At 37.3% G+C, this 19,196-nt stretch carries 19 protein-coding genes and 1 other annotated feature; of the genes, 2 read left to right on the forward strand and 17 right to left on the reverse strand.

Going from position 1 to position 19,196, the window contains the following annotated elements:
- Positions 1-8 precede the first annotated feature (8 nt).
- The 5 genes from ACQKIH_RS14125 to ACQKIH_RS14145 form a co-directional block, all read right to left on the reverse strand.
- The gene (locus ACQKIH_RS14125) at positions 9-1,283 is read right to left on the reverse strand and encodes a helix-turn-helix domain-containing protein (RefSeq protein ID WP_427767056.1); all 1,275 of its coding nucleotides are present in this window, start codon (positions 1,281-1,283) and stop codon (positions 9-11) included.
- A 205-nt stretch (positions 1,284-1,488) separates the two neighbouring features.
- Positions 1,489-3,123, reverse strand: coding sequence for a methionine--tRNA ligase (gene metG / locus ACQKIH_RS14130; RefSeq protein WP_427767059.1), 1,635 nt, complete (start codon positions 3,121-3,123; stop codon positions 1,489-1,491).
- A 95-nt stretch (positions 3,124-3,218) separates the two neighbouring features.
- Positions 3,219-3,458 (reverse strand) — a binding site (T-box leader).
- A 214-nt stretch (positions 3,459-3,672) separates the two neighbouring features.
- Entirely contained in the window at positions 3,673-4,971 is a 1,299-nt protein-coding gene (locus ACQKIH_RS14135) for a transglutaminase domain-containing protein (RefSeq protein WP_427767062.1), read from the reverse strand.
- Positions 4,972-5,179: 208 nt separating this feature from the next.
- Positions 5,180-5,656, reverse strand: a complete 477-nt coding sequence (locus ACQKIH_RS14140; RefSeq protein ID WP_427767064.1) for a Fe-S oxidoreductase — start codon at positions 5,654-5,656, stop codon at positions 5,180-5,182.
- Between the two features lie 171 nt (positions 5,657-5,827).
- Complete coding sequence (locus ACQKIH_RS14145; RefSeq protein ID WP_427767179.1) at positions 5,828-6,769, reverse strand: MBL fold metallo-hydrolase; 942 nt, start codon at positions 6,767-6,769, stop codon at positions 5,828-5,830.
- A gap of 477 nt (positions 6,770-7,246) precedes the next feature.
- Here ACQKIH_RS14145 and proC point away from each other — a divergent pair, with 477 nt between their 5' ends.
- Complete coding sequence (proC, locus tag ACQKIH_RS14150) at positions 7,247-8,053, forward strand: pyrroline-5-carboxylate reductase (RefSeq protein ID WP_427767067.1); 807 nt, start codon at positions 7,247-7,249, stop codon at positions 8,051-8,053.
- A 314-nt stretch (positions 8,054-8,367) separates the two neighbouring features.
- Here proC and ACQKIH_RS14155 read toward each other — a convergent pair whose 3' ends face one another.
- Complete coding sequence (locus ACQKIH_RS14155; RefSeq protein WP_057985029.1) at positions 8,368-8,913, reverse strand: methylated-DNA--[protein]-cysteine S-methyltransferase; 546 nt, start codon at positions 8,911-8,913, stop codon at positions 8,368-8,370.
- Positions 8,897-9,490 (reverse strand): bifunctional transcriptional activator/DNA repair enzyme AdaA, encoded by a 594-nt coding sequence (locus tag ACQKIH_RS14160; protein WP_057985027.1) that lies wholly within the window; start codon positions 9,488-9,490, stop codon positions 8,897-8,899. Before ACQKIH_RS14160 ends, ACQKIH_RS14155 begins: the two co-directional genes overlap by 17 nt.
- Before the next feature lie 147 nt (positions 9,491-9,637).
- On the opposite strand from ACQKIH_RS14160, the gene ACQKIH_RS14165 reads away from it, so the two are divergent.
- A complete protein-coding gene (locus ACQKIH_RS14165; protein ID WP_427767071.1) occupies positions 9,638-10,549 on the forward strand; it encodes a DNA-3-methyladenine glycosylase family protein in 912 nt (303 codons plus the stop codon).
- 48 nt (positions 10,550-10,597) lie between these two features.
- Here ACQKIH_RS14165 and ACQKIH_RS14170 read toward each other — a convergent pair whose 3' ends face one another.
- The 10 genes from ACQKIH_RS14170 to ACQKIH_RS14215 all read right to left on the reverse strand — a co-directional run bounded on the left by ACQKIH_RS14170 (position 10,598) and on the right by ACQKIH_RS14215 (position 19,161).
- Complete coding sequence (locus tag ACQKIH_RS14170) at positions 10,598-10,885, reverse strand: DUF5412 family protein (protein WP_427767073.1); 288 nt, start codon at positions 10,883-10,885, stop codon at positions 10,598-10,600.
- 186 nt (positions 10,886-11,071) lie between these two features.
- Positions 11,072-12,028, reverse strand: coding sequence for an alpha/beta hydrolase (locus ACQKIH_RS14175; protein WP_427767181.1), 957 nt, complete (start codon positions 12,026-12,028; stop codon positions 11,072-11,074).
- A complete protein-coding gene (locus ACQKIH_RS14180; protein ID WP_427767076.1) occupies positions 11,982-12,122 on the reverse strand; it encodes a hypothetical protein in 141 nt (46 codons plus the stop codon). Before ACQKIH_RS14180 ends, ACQKIH_RS14175 begins: the two co-directional genes overlap by 47 nt.
- 117 nt (positions 12,123-12,239) lie before the next feature.
- Positions 12,240-13,607 carry a sensor histidine kinase gene (locus ACQKIH_RS14185; RefSeq protein ID WP_427767079.1) on the reverse strand — a complete coding sequence of 456 codons (1,368 nt, stop codon included), beginning with the start codon at positions 13,605-13,607 and terminating at the stop codon, positions 12,240-12,242.
- Positions 13,574-14,278, reverse strand: coding sequence for a response regulator transcription factor (locus ACQKIH_RS14190; protein WP_427767081.1), 705 nt, complete (start codon positions 14,276-14,278; stop codon positions 13,574-13,576). The genes ACQKIH_RS14185 and ACQKIH_RS14190 overlap by 34 nt, the downstream gene beginning before the upstream one ends.
- Positions 14,279-14,744: 466 nt before the next feature.
- The gene (locus tag ACQKIH_RS14195; RefSeq protein WP_427767083.1) at positions 14,745-15,110 is read right to left on the reverse strand and encodes a nuclear transport factor 2 family protein; all 366 of its coding nucleotides are present in this window, start codon (positions 15,108-15,110) and stop codon (positions 14,745-14,747) included.
- A gap of 250 nt (positions 15,111-15,360) precedes the next feature.
- Positions 15,361-15,501 carry a hypothetical protein gene (locus ACQKIH_RS14200; protein WP_427767086.1) on the reverse strand — a complete coding sequence of 47 codons (141 nt, stop codon included), beginning with the start codon at positions 15,499-15,501 and terminating at the stop codon, positions 15,361-15,363.
- 479 nt (positions 15,502-15,980) lie between these two features.
- The gene (locus ACQKIH_RS14205; RefSeq protein ID WP_427767088.1) at positions 15,981-16,511 is read right to left on the reverse strand and encodes a GNAT family N-acetyltransferase; all 531 of its coding nucleotides are present in this window, start codon (positions 16,509-16,511) and stop codon (positions 15,981-15,983) included.
- A gap of 17 nt (positions 16,512-16,528) precedes the next feature.
- Entirely contained in the window at positions 16,529-18,028 is a 1,500-nt protein-coding gene (locus tag ACQKIH_RS14210; RefSeq protein WP_427767090.1) for an amidase family protein, read from the reverse strand.
- 128 nt (positions 18,029-18,156) lie between these two features.
- The gene (locus ACQKIH_RS14215) at positions 18,157-19,161 is read right to left on the reverse strand and encodes a serine hydrolase domain-containing protein (RefSeq protein ID WP_427767093.1); all 1,005 of its coding nucleotides are present in this window, start codon (positions 19,159-19,161) and stop codon (positions 18,157-18,159) included.
- Positions 19,162-19,196 lie beyond the last annotated feature (35 nt).

The following is a 19,196-nucleotide window of genomic DNA, read 5'->3' on the forward strand; positions in this document are numbered from 1 at the left end:
TTCCCCCCTTAGCTACTCATGCGCTGTCTTACTTTTTCACTTGCTTCCAATGCGCGTTTATAGCAAATATTTGCCTGTTTATATGCATGGAGTTGCTCATAAAAATCACCCCACACCGGTGCATAATATAGCACTAATGAATAATATTGTTGTTCGTCAAAGTATGGAAATATCCGTTCTTCTAGCTCTTTTAATGCCGGTAATGTCAATTCCCCACAACTAGCGAATTGCAGTAATTGTCTTTGATAAATTTGATGCGTTACTTGAAATTGATGTTCTGAGTACTTAAATAACAGCGCATTAAGCTTTTCTATATCACCTTGCTGATAGCATGTACGCATCCAGTTGATGGCCGAAAGCAAGTCTTCCTCATGCTCATTTGCTTGTTCATAATGATGCATTGCCTGTGCAAATAACCCCTGACATTCAAAGCAATAGGCAATATTATTATGTAAAAAACTCCACTGAATCGGGCTTTGAATGGCTTCTACTTTCGACAGTAAATCAAGGCCTGCATCAAATTCAATATGCGCTTCATGAAAACGGTGAAGGTCATTGTAAATCACTCCCTTCATAGAATATAGCTTTAGTTGAAATAGCGGTTTATATTGATGTGAAAAGAGCCTCGTTGCATTTTCGATATGAACAAGCGCTTGCTGAAACATATAGCAACGATGGGAAGCAAACGCTAAATGATATTCATAATTTGCCCGCTCGAAAGCACTTGCTGTGAGCAAAAATTGCCCGCTATGCTGCGCCTTTTCCTTTTCGACCAACTCCATAAATTGATGATTCGATAAATGTGCAAATGCCGTAATGGAAACGTAAAGCTGCGTCATCCGATCATTTCGCCATGTTATGAACGGCGCCATCGTTTGAATTAAGTCATTCGCTTCGTTAAGGTTATTTTCAGCTAATAAATGACGTGTATAAATAAGCCCTGCGAAAATCGCAAGCTCCTGTTGATATTGTTTCGTATGTATTTTCTTCATCTGTATAATTTCTTCATCAGAAAGTGCTTCATTTGATATTAACTTTTCGTAAAGTTGCTCAAGAAACGCGATTTTTTTATTGCGTTCATTTTGTTCTTGCTGTAAATCGATGCCTAGTCGTCTAAAAAGAAGCTCATAAACCTTTGGCTCAGCAATGACAACACCATTTTCTATTCGGCTTAAATAAGAAGGGGTACAAATCCCGACAGCAACATAATCCTGCTTTAAATTTTGCTCCTGGCGATAATATTTGATTAATAGTCCCCACGCTTTAGCTTCGTCACCCATCATCTCGATGCACCTCCTACTTTATTTTATCAAAAGAAGAAAGGTAATTATTGTGTATTTTGTCTGAAAATTATAAAATGATTTGATTTATTTACTTAAAATTACACAAATTACTCATTGTTAAAAATTTGTGGGTAAAATTAGTTATGTAAAAACGAAAAGTCATCATTCCGTTTAAAAATGATGACTTTACTTCTTGCACTATTATTTACTTTTCATTTTCCTGCATTTTCAATAATTCCTCATCGATTCGTTTCACATCAATGCGCTCATATAATGGCTGAATGTTACTGATTACTTGTGGTAATGTCGTTTTTACAGTCCATGAATTCAATGAAGTATCCAACATTTTTTGAATTTCTGCACATGCAAATGGTAAAAATGGTTGCAGTAATTGTGCTAAATTTTGAATGACAAACACACAAGTTGCTAGTGTTTCTTCGCATTTTTCAGGCTGTTCATTAACCGTGACCCATGGTTTTTCTTCATCAAAATAACGATTAGACGCTCGGATTAAGTCAAAAATGGATTCTAGGGCTGCCTTACTCGTTCCTTTTTCAATGAATTCACCTACAAGCTCATATTGTTGCCCGACAAGCTTTTCCATTGCGGCATTAATCGCAACTTGAGGTACTTGACTTGCAAAGGATTTCTCAATAAATTTCAAATTACGGTTGACAAAATTCGCAAAGGCTCCTAAAAGCTCACCATTATGGCTATAAATAAACTCCCTCCACGAAAAATCAGCATCTCGACTTTCTGGCGCATTAATCGTTAAAAAGTAGCGCAATGAATCTGGATGATAATTTTCTACCATATACGGCGTCCACACTGCCCAATTTAGACTAGTTGAAATTTTTCGCTTCTCAAGCGTTAAATATTCATTTGAAACAATATTTGTTGGCAAGCCCTTGTTTTCAATTCCCATTAAAATAGCAGGCCAGATCACACTATGGAACGGGATATTATCTTTGCCATGTACATAATAGGCCTTCGTTTGCTCATTCCACCATTTCCCGATATCTTGTTGGTGCTGCTTCCCCCACTCCATGCTCGCGGTATAATACCCTGCAACCGCCTCAATCCACACATATATTTTCTTGCCTTCAAAACCAGCGACGGGTACATCAATGCCATTTGGTAAATCTCTTGTCACAGCGCGGTCAGGCAGCCCTTCTTGTAAATAACGCTGTGTTAAATGAATGGCATTTTCACGCCATCTTTTATCTTGTGCCGCTTGTTCAACATACGCTTCAAGCTGTTTTTGAAATTGACTAAAGGCAAAATAAAAATGTTCTGTTTCCTTTATTTCCGGTTCATTTCCACATATTTTGCAGCGTTTTTCAAGTAAATCTAATGGATCTAAAATTTTTGAACATTGATCACATTGATCGCCGCGCGCTTTTGCCCCACAATCTGGACAAATGCCTTCAACAAAACGATCCGGTAAAAACTGCTGATCAATCGGACAATACGCTTGTTCAATTTTTTTTGTATATAAATGACCATTTTCCAATAATTTCAAGAAAATACTTTGCACTGCTTCATGGTGATGTTGTGCATCTGTGCGAGAATATAAATCATATGTAAAGCCAAGTTGTTGAAATGTTTCAACAAATTCTTCGTGATAACGGTCAGCAATTGCCGTTACGGTTGTATTTTCTTGATTTGCTCGAATTGAAATAGGTGTTCCATTACAATCACTGCCCGAAACGTATAACACCTCTTCGCCTTTCAAACGGTAATATCTTGCTAAAATATCTCCTGGTAATAATGATGAAATATGTCCTAAATGTAACGATCCATTTGCGTAAGGCCACGCGCCTCCGATTAATACTGCCATGATGCAATTCCTCCTGTGCGACTTGAACGTATCCATCCAATGTCGATTCAATCAACTATTTTTTCCCACAAAAAAAGCCCTAATCGCATTAATACGATTAGGACGAATTTACTCGTGGTACCACCTAAGTTTTGCTAATAGTTTGCACTATTACCCTCTATCAGTACGTGTTCATACTGCTGCTGTTGTAACGAGTGCCATTCTCGTCGTAGCCTACTCAAATTTCGGTACGAAGCTCAAAGGTCATATTCAGTAAGTTTTGTTTGCTCCATTCCCACCAACAGAAGCTCTCTAAAAAACGCGGCTTACTTACTCTTCCTTCTCAACGCTAACTATTTTCTTACTTGCCATAATTACGGGCTAAAATAGATTTTACCATTAATTTTTATTTTTTCAATACCTCAACAAAGAGTTTTTTGCTTAATACGGTGTTTGCTGCTAAAAATTCGATTAAAGTGTTAGTAGACTTAACGAAATAACAAAAATCCTCCACTCTACAATTTCCCTCGTTGTAAGTGGCGGATTTTTGTCTTATAGCTGCTATTTAGCTTAGTAGTAATTCACTTCTGCCGTCTTAGGGAATTCGTCAAACGCCCATACATGGTCACGTGCCATCGTTTCGTCTGCAAGTAAAAAATAGTCGTAGCGAATCTTTTTCCCTTGATCAGGTATTGGGTCATTCCATGTAGTGTCCAAATGATACCATTCGCCGTCTACCTTCACTAGATTCCACGCATGTCCTCCAACTGGAATTGCATCTCCCGTAACATATTGTGCTTCCATGCCCATTTCATCAAATAATAAAAGCGCTGCTAAAGCATAGCCCTGACAAACCCCTTCCCCGTTCATCAAAACAGAATATGGTGAATACGGACTTACTTCGCTTTCTAGCTCATATACCGTTTGCGAAACTATATAATCATTTACATATTTCACCTTTTCAACATCGGATAAGTTTGGTGGCATCATCTCTACAAGCTGCTTTACTTTCCCGTGCATGAGCGCATGCTGCTCGGCTGATAAATCATAATTGGTTGTGAAATGAACCTCGGCATAGCTTCCATAATCATAGTAATAAGATGAAATCCCTGTCGTTGTGCGGTAAAGATACGGCTCGTTTTTGTCGAGCCAATTATAGGTTTCGTCCATTATTTGTGCAATTGAAAGCTGACTTGTATCCACATTTACGGCAAATTTATTTTTAAAATTGCCCATATAAAATGACATAGCTTGCCCTAACGATTCAGCCGAATTTACGACTTGTGGTAATTGATACGTTGCGTAAACAGGTGTAATCAAGTCATTCGAATCTGCATAATTAAAACTTTGCAGTCGCGTAGGGTTATCTGAAAAAACAGCGAGTAACTCAGCGATACTTTTACTTGGATCAATGTCTCGCGTGATTGTTAAATTGGAATCTAATGTTGGTAAGCGTAAATCAGCTGCCTTCCATTCATCTCGTGCTATCGATCCAAATAGAAGACTAGCAACTACTAATACGAAGGACAGCGCAAATTTCATTGTTACAAGGAACCATGAAAAAAAGCGTGTCAAAGAACTTTTTGTCTTACGACTTAATTCTCGATTAATTTGCTGCTCCAGCTTGCCCCGCGATTTAAAAATTCGCAAATAGCCCGTTTTTGCCCTGGCATAGTTTGACACATGCCGATAAATTTCATATTCACCATTTGTATAGCCACTCATTAATTCCAATTCTTTTTTATTTATTTTAAGCCCTTTGCGAATGGCTTTCCGAATGCGCCATTGCACAAAAAAAGCACGCAGACACAGTAAGGTCGGTAGGAGAACAACTAAAAAGACAATAGCAAAAAAAAGAAAGTCACTCAATTTTCGTGCTCCTTTGAAATAGATTGGATGATCCATGTTATACGTTACATCTTTTCATTGTAAGTGTCAAAATATTCCTCACGGAGTGCAAAGACAATATCCATTTAATCCTCCCTTTTGCAGACAATAGAAAAAAACCTGTTCAGATGTACGTTTGAACAGGTTTCATTTATGACATTTCCCCGCATTGTTTGTACACAGGGTGCTCCTAATTTTTTACCTCTATAGATGATTTAATAATATTGCCGTTATACAATTGCACTTTCTCAAATTGTTGCTTTGGTACTTGCAACACAAATGTATGTGGAATGCCCTCTTTTTCACAGTCTGTTCCTAGTGGCTCCATTAGCTGAACCGCTAATTTTCCTGCATCATTGTAAACCCCGTCCACAGCAATGCCGCAACTGCCCGAATAGGTCACGAGAAATAAAGCTGTATATTCATCCATATTTACTGTAAAACCATCTATTTGAAAGCGGCTTTTTAGTTCTTTTAATTGCCCATCTGTGCCCGCATAAGAAATATATGGCACAAGCGATTCATAAACTGGTGCAATTTTTTCTTCATAATGAACGATTTCAAATGGTACCGCTTGCTTCTCCGTAAATTGCTTTGCATCATCGTTATCACTACTACTGCAACCTGCTAACACGAATAATAGAAGGAATATCCAATATTTCTTCACGTTTTAATTTCCTCCAGCTTCTCTAAAAAATTCTAGTTGTTCCTTATATGATTCTAAAGAAGATGATTCAGTTTATCAAATTTTTGCCTTCACGATGCATGTATCCGTTACAAGGACAAGAAAAAATCATCATTTTAAAAACAATAAAATGATGACTTTCTTCCATTTATTCTACACTCTACTATAATAAATAACCCCGTCTTGCATGTTCTCTTCAATCATTTCATTGGCTACTAAATAATCAAGCTGACCTAGCGTTTCTGACAGTGTTAAACCTAGCTGCTGTTGATAAAGTCGTTCAAATAGCTGTGTCGTTAGCTCAAAATTCGATTGTGACTTAACGAGTAAATCATATACTTTTAGAGAACGTTGCTTTTGGCGTTCTAGTCGATCGTCTATTAATTTACCAACTTCAGTAATTTCCCCACCATGACCTGTATATAATTTTGAAACGTTTAATGCCTTCAATCTTTGAAGTGACGCATTATATTGTAATAATGATTTTGGCCGTTCCATCGATAAATCAACAGGCGGCTCCACTAACGGATTAGATGATGTGCGTTCGAGCAATAAATCACCACCAATGCATTGTTTCGTCCCTTCCTCTAAAAATACGAGATGACTTTGCCCATGTCCAGGCGTTTCATAAACCATTAACCCTTTATGACCTGGTATTTCATCCCCTTCTTTTAAATATCCCGTTAAAGGAATAGAACCAAACAATTCAATTTCACCTTTAACTTTTAAAATTCTTTGAATATATTTATCTGGCACGCCGCCTTCTTTTAATTGTTTCGCATAAAATGTTTCATGATAGCTAAGAAATTCTGGTGTTTTTTTCATCCAATGATCGACATAAGCGTGACCTAATATTTCAGCATGGCTAAAAGCATCTACCCACCCTACATGATCTGGATGGTGATGCGTTAAAACAACTTGCTCCACATCTTTCATATCATAGCCCGCACTTCGAATTCCCCATTTCAGTGCATCATAAGCTTCTTCTGTTTTTGGACCTACATCAAATAATGTGAGTGCATCACCTTTAACTAAAAAAGCATTAACATCCCCTACCGCATATGGTGTTGGTATTTCTATTTTAAAAATATCCATCGTCAATTCCCCTTTTTGTCTATCTATTTGTGAATGGTTATTCATTTATTCTACCTCTTTCTCATCGATTCGTCACGTCAAAGGTTGACAGTTTTGCATTACACTTATATAATTCTTGATAATTCTAAATTTACAGGCGATGAAAAAGCGAAGTAAATTATTTTGATGGTTAAAGAGAGTGCCGTAAACGCTGGAATCGGCATAGCCCGCTCAAATAATTGAACCTACTTTGGAGCCGTTATGACAACATAACCGTATCCTTTGCGATAAAAAGGCGAATGAAGTTGCACATATTGATGTGAACATAAGGTGGTACCGCGGAAACAAGCGTTTTCGTCCTTGCAAATGCTAAGGATGAGAGCGCTTTTTGTATTGTTCAACTGTGATAAATCGTGTAAAGTACAGCGCTAATCATAATTTAAAATCTAGATGTGATGAAGCCGAGGCGAAATTGATAGTAAACTGGAGGAATAAACTATGCAAAAAATCATTTTTATTGGTGCAGGCTCAATGGCTGAAGCACTCATACATGGTTGGGTTGAAAATAAAGTCGTCAATCCAGCCGCTATTTATGTGTCCAATCGCTCTAATATCGATCGACTACAACAGCTCGTAACAAACTATGGTGTCAACCAACTGACAGCGTATGAAGAAATGGAAGATGCAGATTTAATTATTTTAGCGATGAAACCAAAAGATGCGAAAGAAGCAATGAACAAAATACAACCCTATATTAATTCGGATGCTGCGATTCTTTCCATTTTAGCTGGAATTAGTATCGAAACGATTGAACAGCATTTCGGACAACGCGCAATTGCACGCGTCATGCCAAATACTTCTGCCACAATTGGAATGTCCGCATCAGGCATTGCTTTTAATTTGCTCGTTTCAGATGTTCAGCGTGCGTTATACCGCCAATTATTAGAAGCAGTTGGCATTGTGATTGAGGTTCCAGAGGATAAACTGCATGCCGTTACCGCGCTTTCAGGTAGTGGTCCTGCATATTTATATTATTTATTAGAAGCATTTGAACGAGTTGGTTCTGAGTTCGGGCTCTCAAAAGAAATTGTCCGCCAATTAATGGTGCAAACGATTGCTGGTTCAGCGGAAATGATGAAAACTGGTAAGGATGAACCTGAAGTTTTAAGACGCAAAGTGACAAGTCCAGGTGGTACAACGGAGGCTGGCATTCGTGCGTTAGAAGCGATGCAGTTTAACGAAGCGATTGCCAGTTGTATACGCAGTGCCGAAACACGATCACGAGAGCTTGCGCGCGGGGAATGAAATTAATGGACTGGGGATTACATTTGAGGATTCTTGCATATAAAGCTGTATAAATGATATTGAGATTGATCATTCATGACTGGTAAGTTAATAGCATGAACGAAAAGATAACAATGCGGCATTCATATAAATGAATGCCGCATTGTTATATAGTGACCTAAAAAAGCCGAGACAAGTTCGGAATCTTACTGTCAGTTACTCTCAAGGTTCGAATCCTTGTTGACTCAAATAGAGCTAACTTTCCGGAAAAAATTGCAAATCCAAAATCATCTAACTGTTCGTGTATATTTCCCCAATTCAAAGCTATAATTCGGTCATGAATACTTGTAGTCACCTGTTATTTCCCCTCCCTTTTCTAGCCCTAATAGTTGTTCCTTCATCTCTAAACCACCTCTATAACCTGTCAATTTTCCACTTTTTGCAACGACTCGATGACAAGGAACTGAGATTAAGACAGGATTGGCGCCAATGGCAGTTCCGACGGCGCGAACTGCGTTTGGTTTTTGAATTCGTTCGGCAATATCTGTGTATGAAACGTTTTGTCCATAGGGAATTTCCTGCAACACTTTCCAGACTACTTGTTGAAACGCTGTGCCATGGAGGACTCTTGGCAATGTGAATTCTTGACGCCTCCCTTCTAAGTAATCAATTAATTCTATTGCATAAGGTTTCAATACAATCTCATCTTTTGAAAGTACATAAAAGGGCAGCTGTTTATTCACCCAAGTGGCAAGTTCATCAAATGGGGCATGTTGTGAACCGACATAACAAAGTCCTTCTGTTGTTGCTGCAATATACATTGCCCATTTCCCGTTATTGAGTAGCATCCAATATACAAGATTTTCATTGTTTTTCTCCATCTATTTTCGCCTCCATTTGTTTTTTTTGATACTGTTTAGGTGTTTGGCCCGTTCTATTTTTAAATAATGTAATGAAATAGGGAGTATTCGGGAATCCGACAGAAAAACCAATTTCTGCGATGGATTTATCACTTGTTTTAAGTTCCTTCATCGCATTTGAAATACGTACTTGTTGGATGTATTCGACAGGTGTCAGCCTTGCGATTCTCTTAAATGTCCGATGCAAATGATAGGGACTTCCATGACACACGTCTGCTAATATTTCCAACGATAACGGTTTATAATAATCCGTGTTTATATATACTTTGATTTGAGTGACCCATTCTTCATCAGGTAAATGTATGCCTCCGGGTTTACATCGTTTACAAGGACGAAAACCTTCAGCAATGGCCTCGTTCACATCGTTAAAAATGCGGACATTCTCTTTTTTAGGATCTCTCGACTTACAAGAGGGACGACAACAGATGCCGGTTGATTTTACTGCGTATATAAAAACCTCATCATACGATTTGTCATTTCGCGTAATTGCTTGCCATCGTTCATCGGTTAATTGCAAAATGTCTTGATTGTTATTCATAAAATCACCTCTTTACTACTTGTAGTATACCCGCATTTATTTGCTAATCAGTACTTAATAGGATGTAAGAGCAAGATAACGAAATATTTAATTGCAACTTTATGATACAACTAAGATAAGTAGTTAATGTTGAAGGAGTGTTTATGTATGGTTGTTTATCAAAGTGATGATTTAGTAATAAAAGTTCCAAACGAATTCAGCTTTATAGAAAATATTCGTTATATGCAACGCTCTTCAAATGAGTGCATGTTTGAAGTTCGCGAAGACAAAATTATTAAAGCGATTCCTGTACTAGATGAAGTTCTATTGGTTGAGGTTAGCGGAAATACTGATGGAAATCTTGTACTTCGGTTTTTAGGAAATACTCATCCGACAAGCCAAAAAGTACGCGACGAAGTTATTAACTATGTACGGGAATGGTTTGATTTGGATAATGATTTAAAGCCTTTTTATGAAATGGCCAAAAATGACTTGTTGCTACATAAAGCGATTGATGAATTTTATGGATTACGTAACGTAGGGATTCCAGACTTATTTGAAGCATTGACTTGGGGAATTCTCGGACAGCAGATTAATTTGACATATGCCTACACATTAAAAAAACGCCTTGTCGAAAAATTTGGCAAGTCACTTGAATGGGAAGGCCGTCAATATTGGATTTTCCCTAAAGCGAAAGACATTGCCAATCTTACTGTTGAAGATCTAGCCTCGCTAAAAATGACGATTAAAAAATGTGAATACCTTATTGGGGTTGCGCAGCTAATTGTTGAAGGTCGTATTTCAAAATCACTTATAATGGGGAATGGAAACTTTAAAGAAGCAGAAAAAATGCTGATCAAAATCCGCGGTATCGGTCCATGGACTGCAAACTATGTATTAATGCGTTGTCTTCGATTCCCGAACGCATTTCCAATTGCTGATGTCGGTTTGCATAATGCGATTAAACATTTAACGGGTGCAGATGAGAATCCAACGAAAGAAGAAATATTGAAAATTGCTGCCCCTTGGAAAGGCTGGGAATCCTATGCAACATTCTATTTGTGGAGATTCTTGTATTGAAAAAAATAGATTAGAATAAGTAAGCATAACGAAATAATGTAAACCAAACTATTGTTTACGCCAATCATATTTTTCATTAGGTATTTCAAGAGTATGCCCATTAATTACTACTGTTTTATTATCAAACCATTCAATTTTGGCTGTTAATTCTCGATAATTCCAGTAAATATTTTTTGTTTTACCATTACGCCTATTAAATACTAATTCACCTCTCACAGCATCAGCGCTTAAGCTAGGTCTCGATACATAGGCTATTAAAGTATATGTGCCATCAGGAGAGATTTCTTCCGTATGGTATTCCCCTGTTGGCAGCCACTTCAGATCAAACAAATTCAATAAATAAAAAACTAATAACTCACCTTTCGCATCTTATAAATTTGCGTTATAGGTTACCTATCTTGGATTTAGTTCCGATACTATATATATTGACAGTTTTAAAAATAAGAAAAAGACCATCGAAATGATGGTCTTGCAGACTGTAGACAAATGAATAAAATAACGGATGAACCTTTCTCTGAACACTTACTTTACTTCTTTCATAAATAGTTTAACGTTTTCAGCGATTTCTTTGAATTTGGTATGATGTAAATAATGTGATCCATCCATGGTTACTAATTTTCCATGTACCGAGTCATTAATCTGCCCTTCATGCAGAGGTATCCATCCTGCTACATCTTCATTATCCGCTTGTACAAAGAGTAGAAGTGGAAGATATTTAGGGAAGGTTAAACCTTGAGCCCCTTTAAAATTAGACGAAATATGGCTCATTTCATTCAAGGTTGTGTCATTAAACATATTTTTATTCGAAATCATTTTCATTTGCTCTACGGTTTTTTCATCAAATGCCAGTCCAACATAGGGGTCAGCACTGATTTTCATAGTCAATCTTAAGAGACCTGATTTTTTGAGATATGCAAACGTTTTCAATGGGAAATTGACATCCATACCCGGTTGTGTTGCAACACTGCTATCGATTCCGACAAATGCTGTCACCTCGTTTGGATATTTGTTCACGTAATCAATTCCATAAATGCCTGTAATAGAGTGGCCCATGAGCATGTATCTGTTAATATTAAGCTGCTGTAGTGCTTCATGAACTTCACTAACAATATTCTCCGTAGTTCGCTCTTTTACAGTTTCATCACTTAATCCATAACCGAAAGGCTCTACCACAACAACTTTGTAAAATGGAGATAATTCATCGATAAGAAGCTTAAAATCAAGCCCTGGAGTAGCTGTTCCATAACCAGGCAGGAGCACTATCGTTTCCTCGCCCTCGCCTTGAATTAACACATTCATGTTTTTCCCGTCTACAGATACGTGCTGCCCATAAGGCACTATTCGTTTTTGCTCCGAATGACTACTCATCACATTTGCGATATAAACAATACCTAAAAAAAGTACAATGGCTAGAACGATTGCTCCTATGATTTTAAGTAAGATGTTTCGCACTTTCTTTATTTTCATTCCACTCCGCATTTTCTTTTCCTCTTGTTGTGTCACTGTCATCTTCTCCTGTCGTGTCCTGATCTGTTTGTTTGCCTTCATGTGTCTGTAATGAAATCTTAACCAATGAAGATGTACTCCCCATGACGACAATATGAACTGAATATGAACTGTCCAAAAAATGCTACGGCTCTATATGCAAGTAAGATTGCATATAGAGCCGTAGCATAGAGAATAAATCTAACTAATCTGTTGGTGTAGTGATTGGCAAGGTGACAATGAAGGTTGTTCCTTGACCAGGTTCACTTTTCACTCGGATGTCACCTTGATGAAGTGACACAATCTGTTTAACGATAGCAAGTCCCATACCACTTCCATCATACTTACGACTGTGGGAACGATCGGCCTTAAAAAAACGCTCGAATATACGCTTCTGGTCGGCAAGGTGAATACCAATACCAGTGTCGGATATTAGGATTGTCACGTTTTTAATATCTTGTTTGATGCTTACGTTAATCACGCCAGCATCATCGGAAAATTTGATGCTATTTCCGAGGATATTCGTCCATACCTGATGTAACAGGTCATGATCAGCCGTTACTTTAACTGTCTGTAAATCAAGCTCAAAATGTATATTGCGAGCAGACCATTGTGGCTGGAGCGCCACGATTATCCGTCGAATTTGTTCATCGAGACTAAGCGTGAAGAGCCGCAGTTGCTTTGACTGCGATTCAAGCAAACTCAGCTTTAGCAGGCTATCGCTCATTTTGGACATCCTTTTCGCTTCAGCGATGATTATATCAAGATATCGGCTTCGTTCGTATTCTGTAAGGTCAACTTGCTTAAGCACTAGAGCATAACCGGATATCGAAGTGAGAGGTGATTGAACCTCGTGCGACACGTTCGATACGAATTCCCTGCGCATCTGCTCAAGTTGCTGAAGATCGTGCATCATTTCTTCGAAGCTGCGAGCCAAAGTACCCAGCTCACTCGTTTGCTTAATATTCAACTTGACGTTGAAATCTCCAGATGCTATCCGCTTGGTCGCTTTTGTCAGCTTTTTGATCGGTCTTACCAGGAATACAGAGGCAACTAGAATCAATACGCTTCCTGCAATCAACGAACATGTTGCAAAGACCAATGCCCACTTTGTGACAAATGAGGCTGAAGGAGGGGCGAGCGCTTCCAAAAATATCGCTTTCGTTCCCATTTCCGTTTTCAACGGCAACCCTAAGAGAACCGTGGCAATACCATTAGGAGTGTCCTGAACAACATCTCCATCTAATACTTTCTTTAGTTGCTCCATCGTCACAGGCGAAGGTTTGTGTCCATGAGGTTTACCGTAAGACTTGAACTGACCCGTTGCTTCGTAAATTCGAATATAATAAGAATCAAGCTGCTTCATTTCACTTACGAACAAGTCCGCTTCACGAAACGGAATGGTATTGTAAATCTGGATGATGTCTTGGCCAAAGTTTCGTATGTTGATTTGAGCGTTTTCGTTCAATTTATCTTCGAATATCCAAGTTGACACAAAAAAAGAAATGATTGTGCCCCCGATGATGGAGACTAAAAATGTCAGGACAACACGTATATATAAGGATTTGAGCATTCATAAACCTCAAGCCGATACCCAAGCCCGCGCACCGTTTCGATCCGAAAATCGGTTATTGTCGCGAACCGTTCACGCAGGCGTTTAATATGTACGTCTACTGTTCGATCATCTCCGGTGTAATCAATTCCCCAAATCTGATCGATCAACTGCACGCGCGTATAGACTTGTCCGGGTGTTCCAGCGAGCTTATACAGCAATTCGAACTCCTTTAGCGGCAATGTAAGCGACTCTGTCCCTTTCATCACCTTATAGGTCTGTCGATCAAGGATGACGTTCCCGAGATGTATCTTCTGCGTGTAGCCAATCTTGTATCGTTTGAGTAATGCCCTAACACGAACCGTCAACTCTAACGGATCGAATGGTTTGGTTAAATAATCATCCGCCCCAAGTTCGAAACCTTTCACTTTCTCCCATGTTTCTCCTCTCGCAGTCAGCATAAGTAAAGGCAGATCAGGATTGGCTCTTCGAAGTTCCTTGCATAACGTCCAACCATCCATATTCGGCATCATAATATCAAGTACGACAAGATCGACATTCGTTGAGGTGTAGACGGCCAGTGCTTCCTTGCCGTCCGCTGCTTCAGCTGTTGAGAATCCGTCGTTGCGTAGAAATAAACAGACGAGTTCGCGAATGTTCGCATCGTCGTCAACAACTAGTATAGTAGGCATTGGTTCCCTCTTTTCCCTGTTTCCAACAAATTATTTCAAGTCATCATTATACTATAAATTAACACGTTTGTTGATTTATCGACCTGTAGAATTCAAGTGTTTCTTTCAAACTAATCAAAAAAACAGGAGTGTGAAATCATTCAGTTATTCACAGCTATAATTGTCTAGGCTTTGCTGAAATTTCTTCGTGCACAAGGTCAAAAAACAAAACGAACGCTTGTCATTTGACCCTTTGGATACAAATAGTCCTCTTCAGCATCCATAAGTCATTGTAGTAACTGGGGGATTAATACATACAAAGATGTATTAATAGTGCTAAGAGAAAAAGCCACGAACGTTGATTTACAACAGTCGTAGCTTAATAGTATATCCCCCAACTTGCATTTTGAAGCGTTTACTCGGTTTGTAGGTTTGTATACTTTATCAATCCTTGTTTAACTAAGTTAACCTTGTAAATGAGCAATAATTAAAGTGAAGAAGTTACTCTTGTCCCTTGATGAAAATGCATCTTCCAACGTCCATCATTTAACTTCCATATCGAACTGCGTAATGAATATTGTTTGTTTATCTCGTTATAAATTCGGTAAGTTGTTAAAACTATTCCCTCTGACAATGGATGAATTTCGAAGTCACTCATTTTCATCCGCACTATGCCAAGACTCATTTCACCAATACTTTCATTTTTGTACAATACTTTACCTGAGCTTCCGAATTCAAAAAAACTGTCTGCTAGAAGATTAGTTAGTTCATCTTTTGATGTCCTGATTTCTGGTTTCAACAATTTCTCCTCTAGTTGAAACAACAGTTCTTTTAACGAAGGTCTATACTCCATTTTATACTCACCTTTTCCCGTTCATCTTATCGAAAATATTACATTTTTTTACAAACGACCTACTCTTTAGTTTAATATAGAATTAAAAACTACAGCGGCAAATCAATGATTTTTAAGTAAAGCAGCCTATTAGTAATCCATAAAATGCTGATTTTACACTTATAATTTATACACCGAGCGCACAATCAAATTCGAAATTATAAATAAGGTATAATTACAAATTTTTTCAAAGCATCTCTTTATATCTAATTTAGTCTAATACCCACAATAAAAGCGTACAGACTAAGCCCATTAAGAGCGCAAAAGGAATTGGATTTGTAAATTTTAATTTTTTCGTTACAATATACACAAGTGTGATTAAAAGTATAATTATTGCAAAATTACCTAACATTTTATTCCTCCCTTACGATTTTTCTCTCTCAATATTGCTATATAGCAAAGCTCTACTTTGGAATGTAAGATTAATGCATTTAGCATACAAATAACTAGAATGTCAAGTTAACAACAGTCATTGCTTAATAATGTATACCTAAACCTTTATTTGGGAACTTTTTTTATGAATGAACATGAAATTTCTTAAAAAAAGATTGGAGTAATCCAACAACTATTCGAATGATTAAAAAATATATAAAGGCTTCGACAAAACTAACTCCAAGAAAAAATACATACCTACCAAAATCCTCAAGTTCATCGAAGTAAAAATTTTAAATTTGTACGTCTAAAATTAGTGTTTTATAACTTAAAGCTAAAAATGTTGGAATAAAAAATATCCAATATATTAAAGGGAAATTAAAATGCCCTTCTTTCATAAGCATCAATAACACCACCTTTTACAAAAATTAATACACCAGGTGCACAATCAATATTTTACTAATAATTTATTATATCTGTTTTCCATTCTTCCTCTAAAATTGCGTAATAATACTCATCCCACCAATCATTACCGCTCGGAATACATTTTTTAAAGTAGCCTTCCCTTCTCATTCCAATCTTCTCCATAACTCGATACGATGGAATATTTTGAGGCTGACATGTTGCTATAATTCGATGTAACTTCATGTTTTCAAAACCAAATTGTAAAATCGCTTTTGCTGCTTCAGAAGCATAACCTTTATTGTAATATTTCGGATTGAATACCCATCCAATCTCGTATGTATGTTCACCAAAATATTTACCAAAAAAGATGTGCCCAATAAGAATGTTTTCATCTATCAAGATAACAGGAAATTTTTCAGCTTGATCACCCATATTTTGATTTATAAACTTTTTTGTCGCTCCTTCAGTAAAAACACCTTCGGGAATATATTTCATAACATTCGGATCGGATGTATATTCATGTACACTTTGCCAATCGTCATAAGTAAATTTACGTATTATTAATCTATCCGTTGTTATGTTCATTTCATAGCCTCCCTGTACTATTCTTTTGCATCTTTTCTACGACGTTCTAAAAAGAGTTTTGGAGCAATACGGTGCTTTGTCGCCTGTTCAAACGCAAAAGCGAATTTGATTAAGTCCCCTTCGCTAAAAGCTGTGCCTGCAAAAGTTATACCAAACGTTCTGCCATTGGCCATATAGCCAGCTGGTACTGCTATAGATGGGTAGCCCGCTTTCGCACTAATAGTTGAACCAATGTAAGAAGGAAAAACAATTGCATCGAGGTCATACTTCTTCAATACATAGTCAATTCCTTGTTCTTGAGAAAAATATAAGTCTTCTAATTTTGCATTTAAATATTTTGAGTCTCTTAGTGTATTTGAATAACTTTCTCTACGTTCTAATTTATCTTGCCCATATTTCAATGCTTTTTCGCCAAATTTTTTATTGAATTGAATCAATTCAGATATTGAATGTACTGGCATATGAGAAGGCAACTTAGAAAGATAATTATCTAGGCTATGCTTCAATTCATATAAAGGTACGTCCCATTTCCAATCCATATGAAAGGAAGGAATATTGATATTTTCAATTATCGTTGCGCCTTGTTCAGTTAAAGCTTGAATCGCATGTTGAAATAATTGTGCATCATATTCTCCAGAGTCATAATAGTCTTTGGGTGCATCATTAAATATGCCAATTTTAGTGTTGTTTAATCCTTTCGTATCTAAATCGTTTGTGTAATTTTGTTGTGCGTTCCCTTCACTTTTATAAGTAGCAATGTCGTGGTCATCTATTCCCACTAATGCACCTAATAAAATGGCTGCGTCTTTAACAGTTCTCGCAAACGGTCCGGCAGTATCTTGAGAGTATGTAAAAGGAATAATACCATTGCGGCTGATTAAACCAACAGTTGGCTTAATTCCCACTACTGAATTTTGAATAGCAGGACTAAGAATTGAGGCATCTGTTTCAGTCCCAACAGCTAGTACTGAAAAATTCGAGGCTACTGCCACTGCGGATCCAGAACTAGAACCACCAACAAAAAGTGTCGGATCACCATATGGGTTTAATGTTTGTCCTCCTCTTGCACTATAACCTGCCCACATTTCACTCGACATACCATTTGCTAATTCTGTCATATTGGTTTTACCTAATATAACAGCACCTGCCTCACGAAGTTTTTTTACAAGAAAAGCGTCTTGACAGGCTAAGTGGTTTTCTAATGCGAGTGTTCCAGCACTTGTATGCATGGAATCTTTTGTTTCAATATTGTCCTTGAGTACAATCGGAATGCCGTGTAAGGGGCCTCTGGAACCTTTTAATTTTCTTTCATTATCTAGTGCTTCTGCTATAAATATCGCTTCAGAATTTATTTCAAGCATGGAATTAATTCGCGGTCCACCTTGATCAATATTTGCAATTCTATATAAATAATACATAACTAATTCTTTTGATGTTATTTCTCCACTTTCCATGGCTTCTTGAATTCGATCGATTGATAGTTCTTCTCTAAAAAAGCTATTGAACTTTATTTCCATTATAAATTAACCAATCTTTCTGTTTTTCTTCTATAATTATATAGAGAAAAGCTATTTTAATAAGTGATATACATTGTTTGGAGGGTTCCCCATTTCGATACTCTTAGTCTGTTAATTGTAAATAACAATCAAGTTAAATCCAACATTATGGCATCTCCAAAAGCTCTTACATCCTTCAAATAATCATAGCCCTCAGGATTTCCATAGCTATTAAATGCTCTTACAGCTACGATATTTTCACTTGGAATAATCAATAGTGTAACCGTCGTATAGCCTAAAATTTGATAGGCACCATTTGGCACAAGCGCACCAATTTCAGATTTTTTCGCTTGTGAACCTTTCACAAACCAAAAAATCCCGTTCTCAGGTAAATCCGCATTTGAATAAGAAGGACTTTGTAAAGTCGTAGCAAGTTGAATAATGTTTGAATCAATCACTTGTTTACCATTTAACGAGCCGTTATTTAGATGTAAAAGCCCCCATTTCGCTAGTTCACGTGCTGAGGCATACAAATTCTTTTTGCTGCCATCCAGATTTAGGGAAGCAGACCAATGCCTATTATTCTCTTTTCCTATGACGTCAACGAAAGTATCATCAAATGTGTTATACCAATTTGTTTCAATGAAATTTGAAGGTGTAAATACTTCATAGTTTAATATTTCCGCAATTGTTTTTTTCGTTGTAAATTGAATAATTTCAGAAATCAACTCAACATTAATATCACGATATGCCCAGCTCGTGCCAGCAGTAAATTCTCTAACTACTTCGCCATTTCTTTCTATAAGTCCGTGTGAATGCGTAACAAGATGGCGAATTGTTATTCCTTTATACAATTCCTTCTGTTGCGGTAATGGGAGGTAGATTAAAATTTCAGCATCTAATGATTGAATGAATCCATGATGAAGCGCATACGCAACAGCAAATGCGACATAACTTTTACGACAGGAAGCGATATGAAACTTTGTATCCGATTGCACTAAACGAGCATCTTTTTTGGCAGAATGTTTCCCCCAATATCGCTCGACCTGCAACTCGTTATTGTGAAAAATCACAAGAGCTGCACCCGTACAATCTAATGTTTGATATGTATTTTCTATGGCATTGATTACACTTTTAAACGTAGTTATTAGCATGTGATATACGAACACCCTTTCGAAGTCTTAACCGC

Source organism: Solibacillus cecembensis (assembly GCF_050272495.1).
Classification (GTDB): Bacteria; Bacillota; Bacilli; order Bacillales_A; family Planococcaceae; genus Solibacillus; species Solibacillus cecembensis.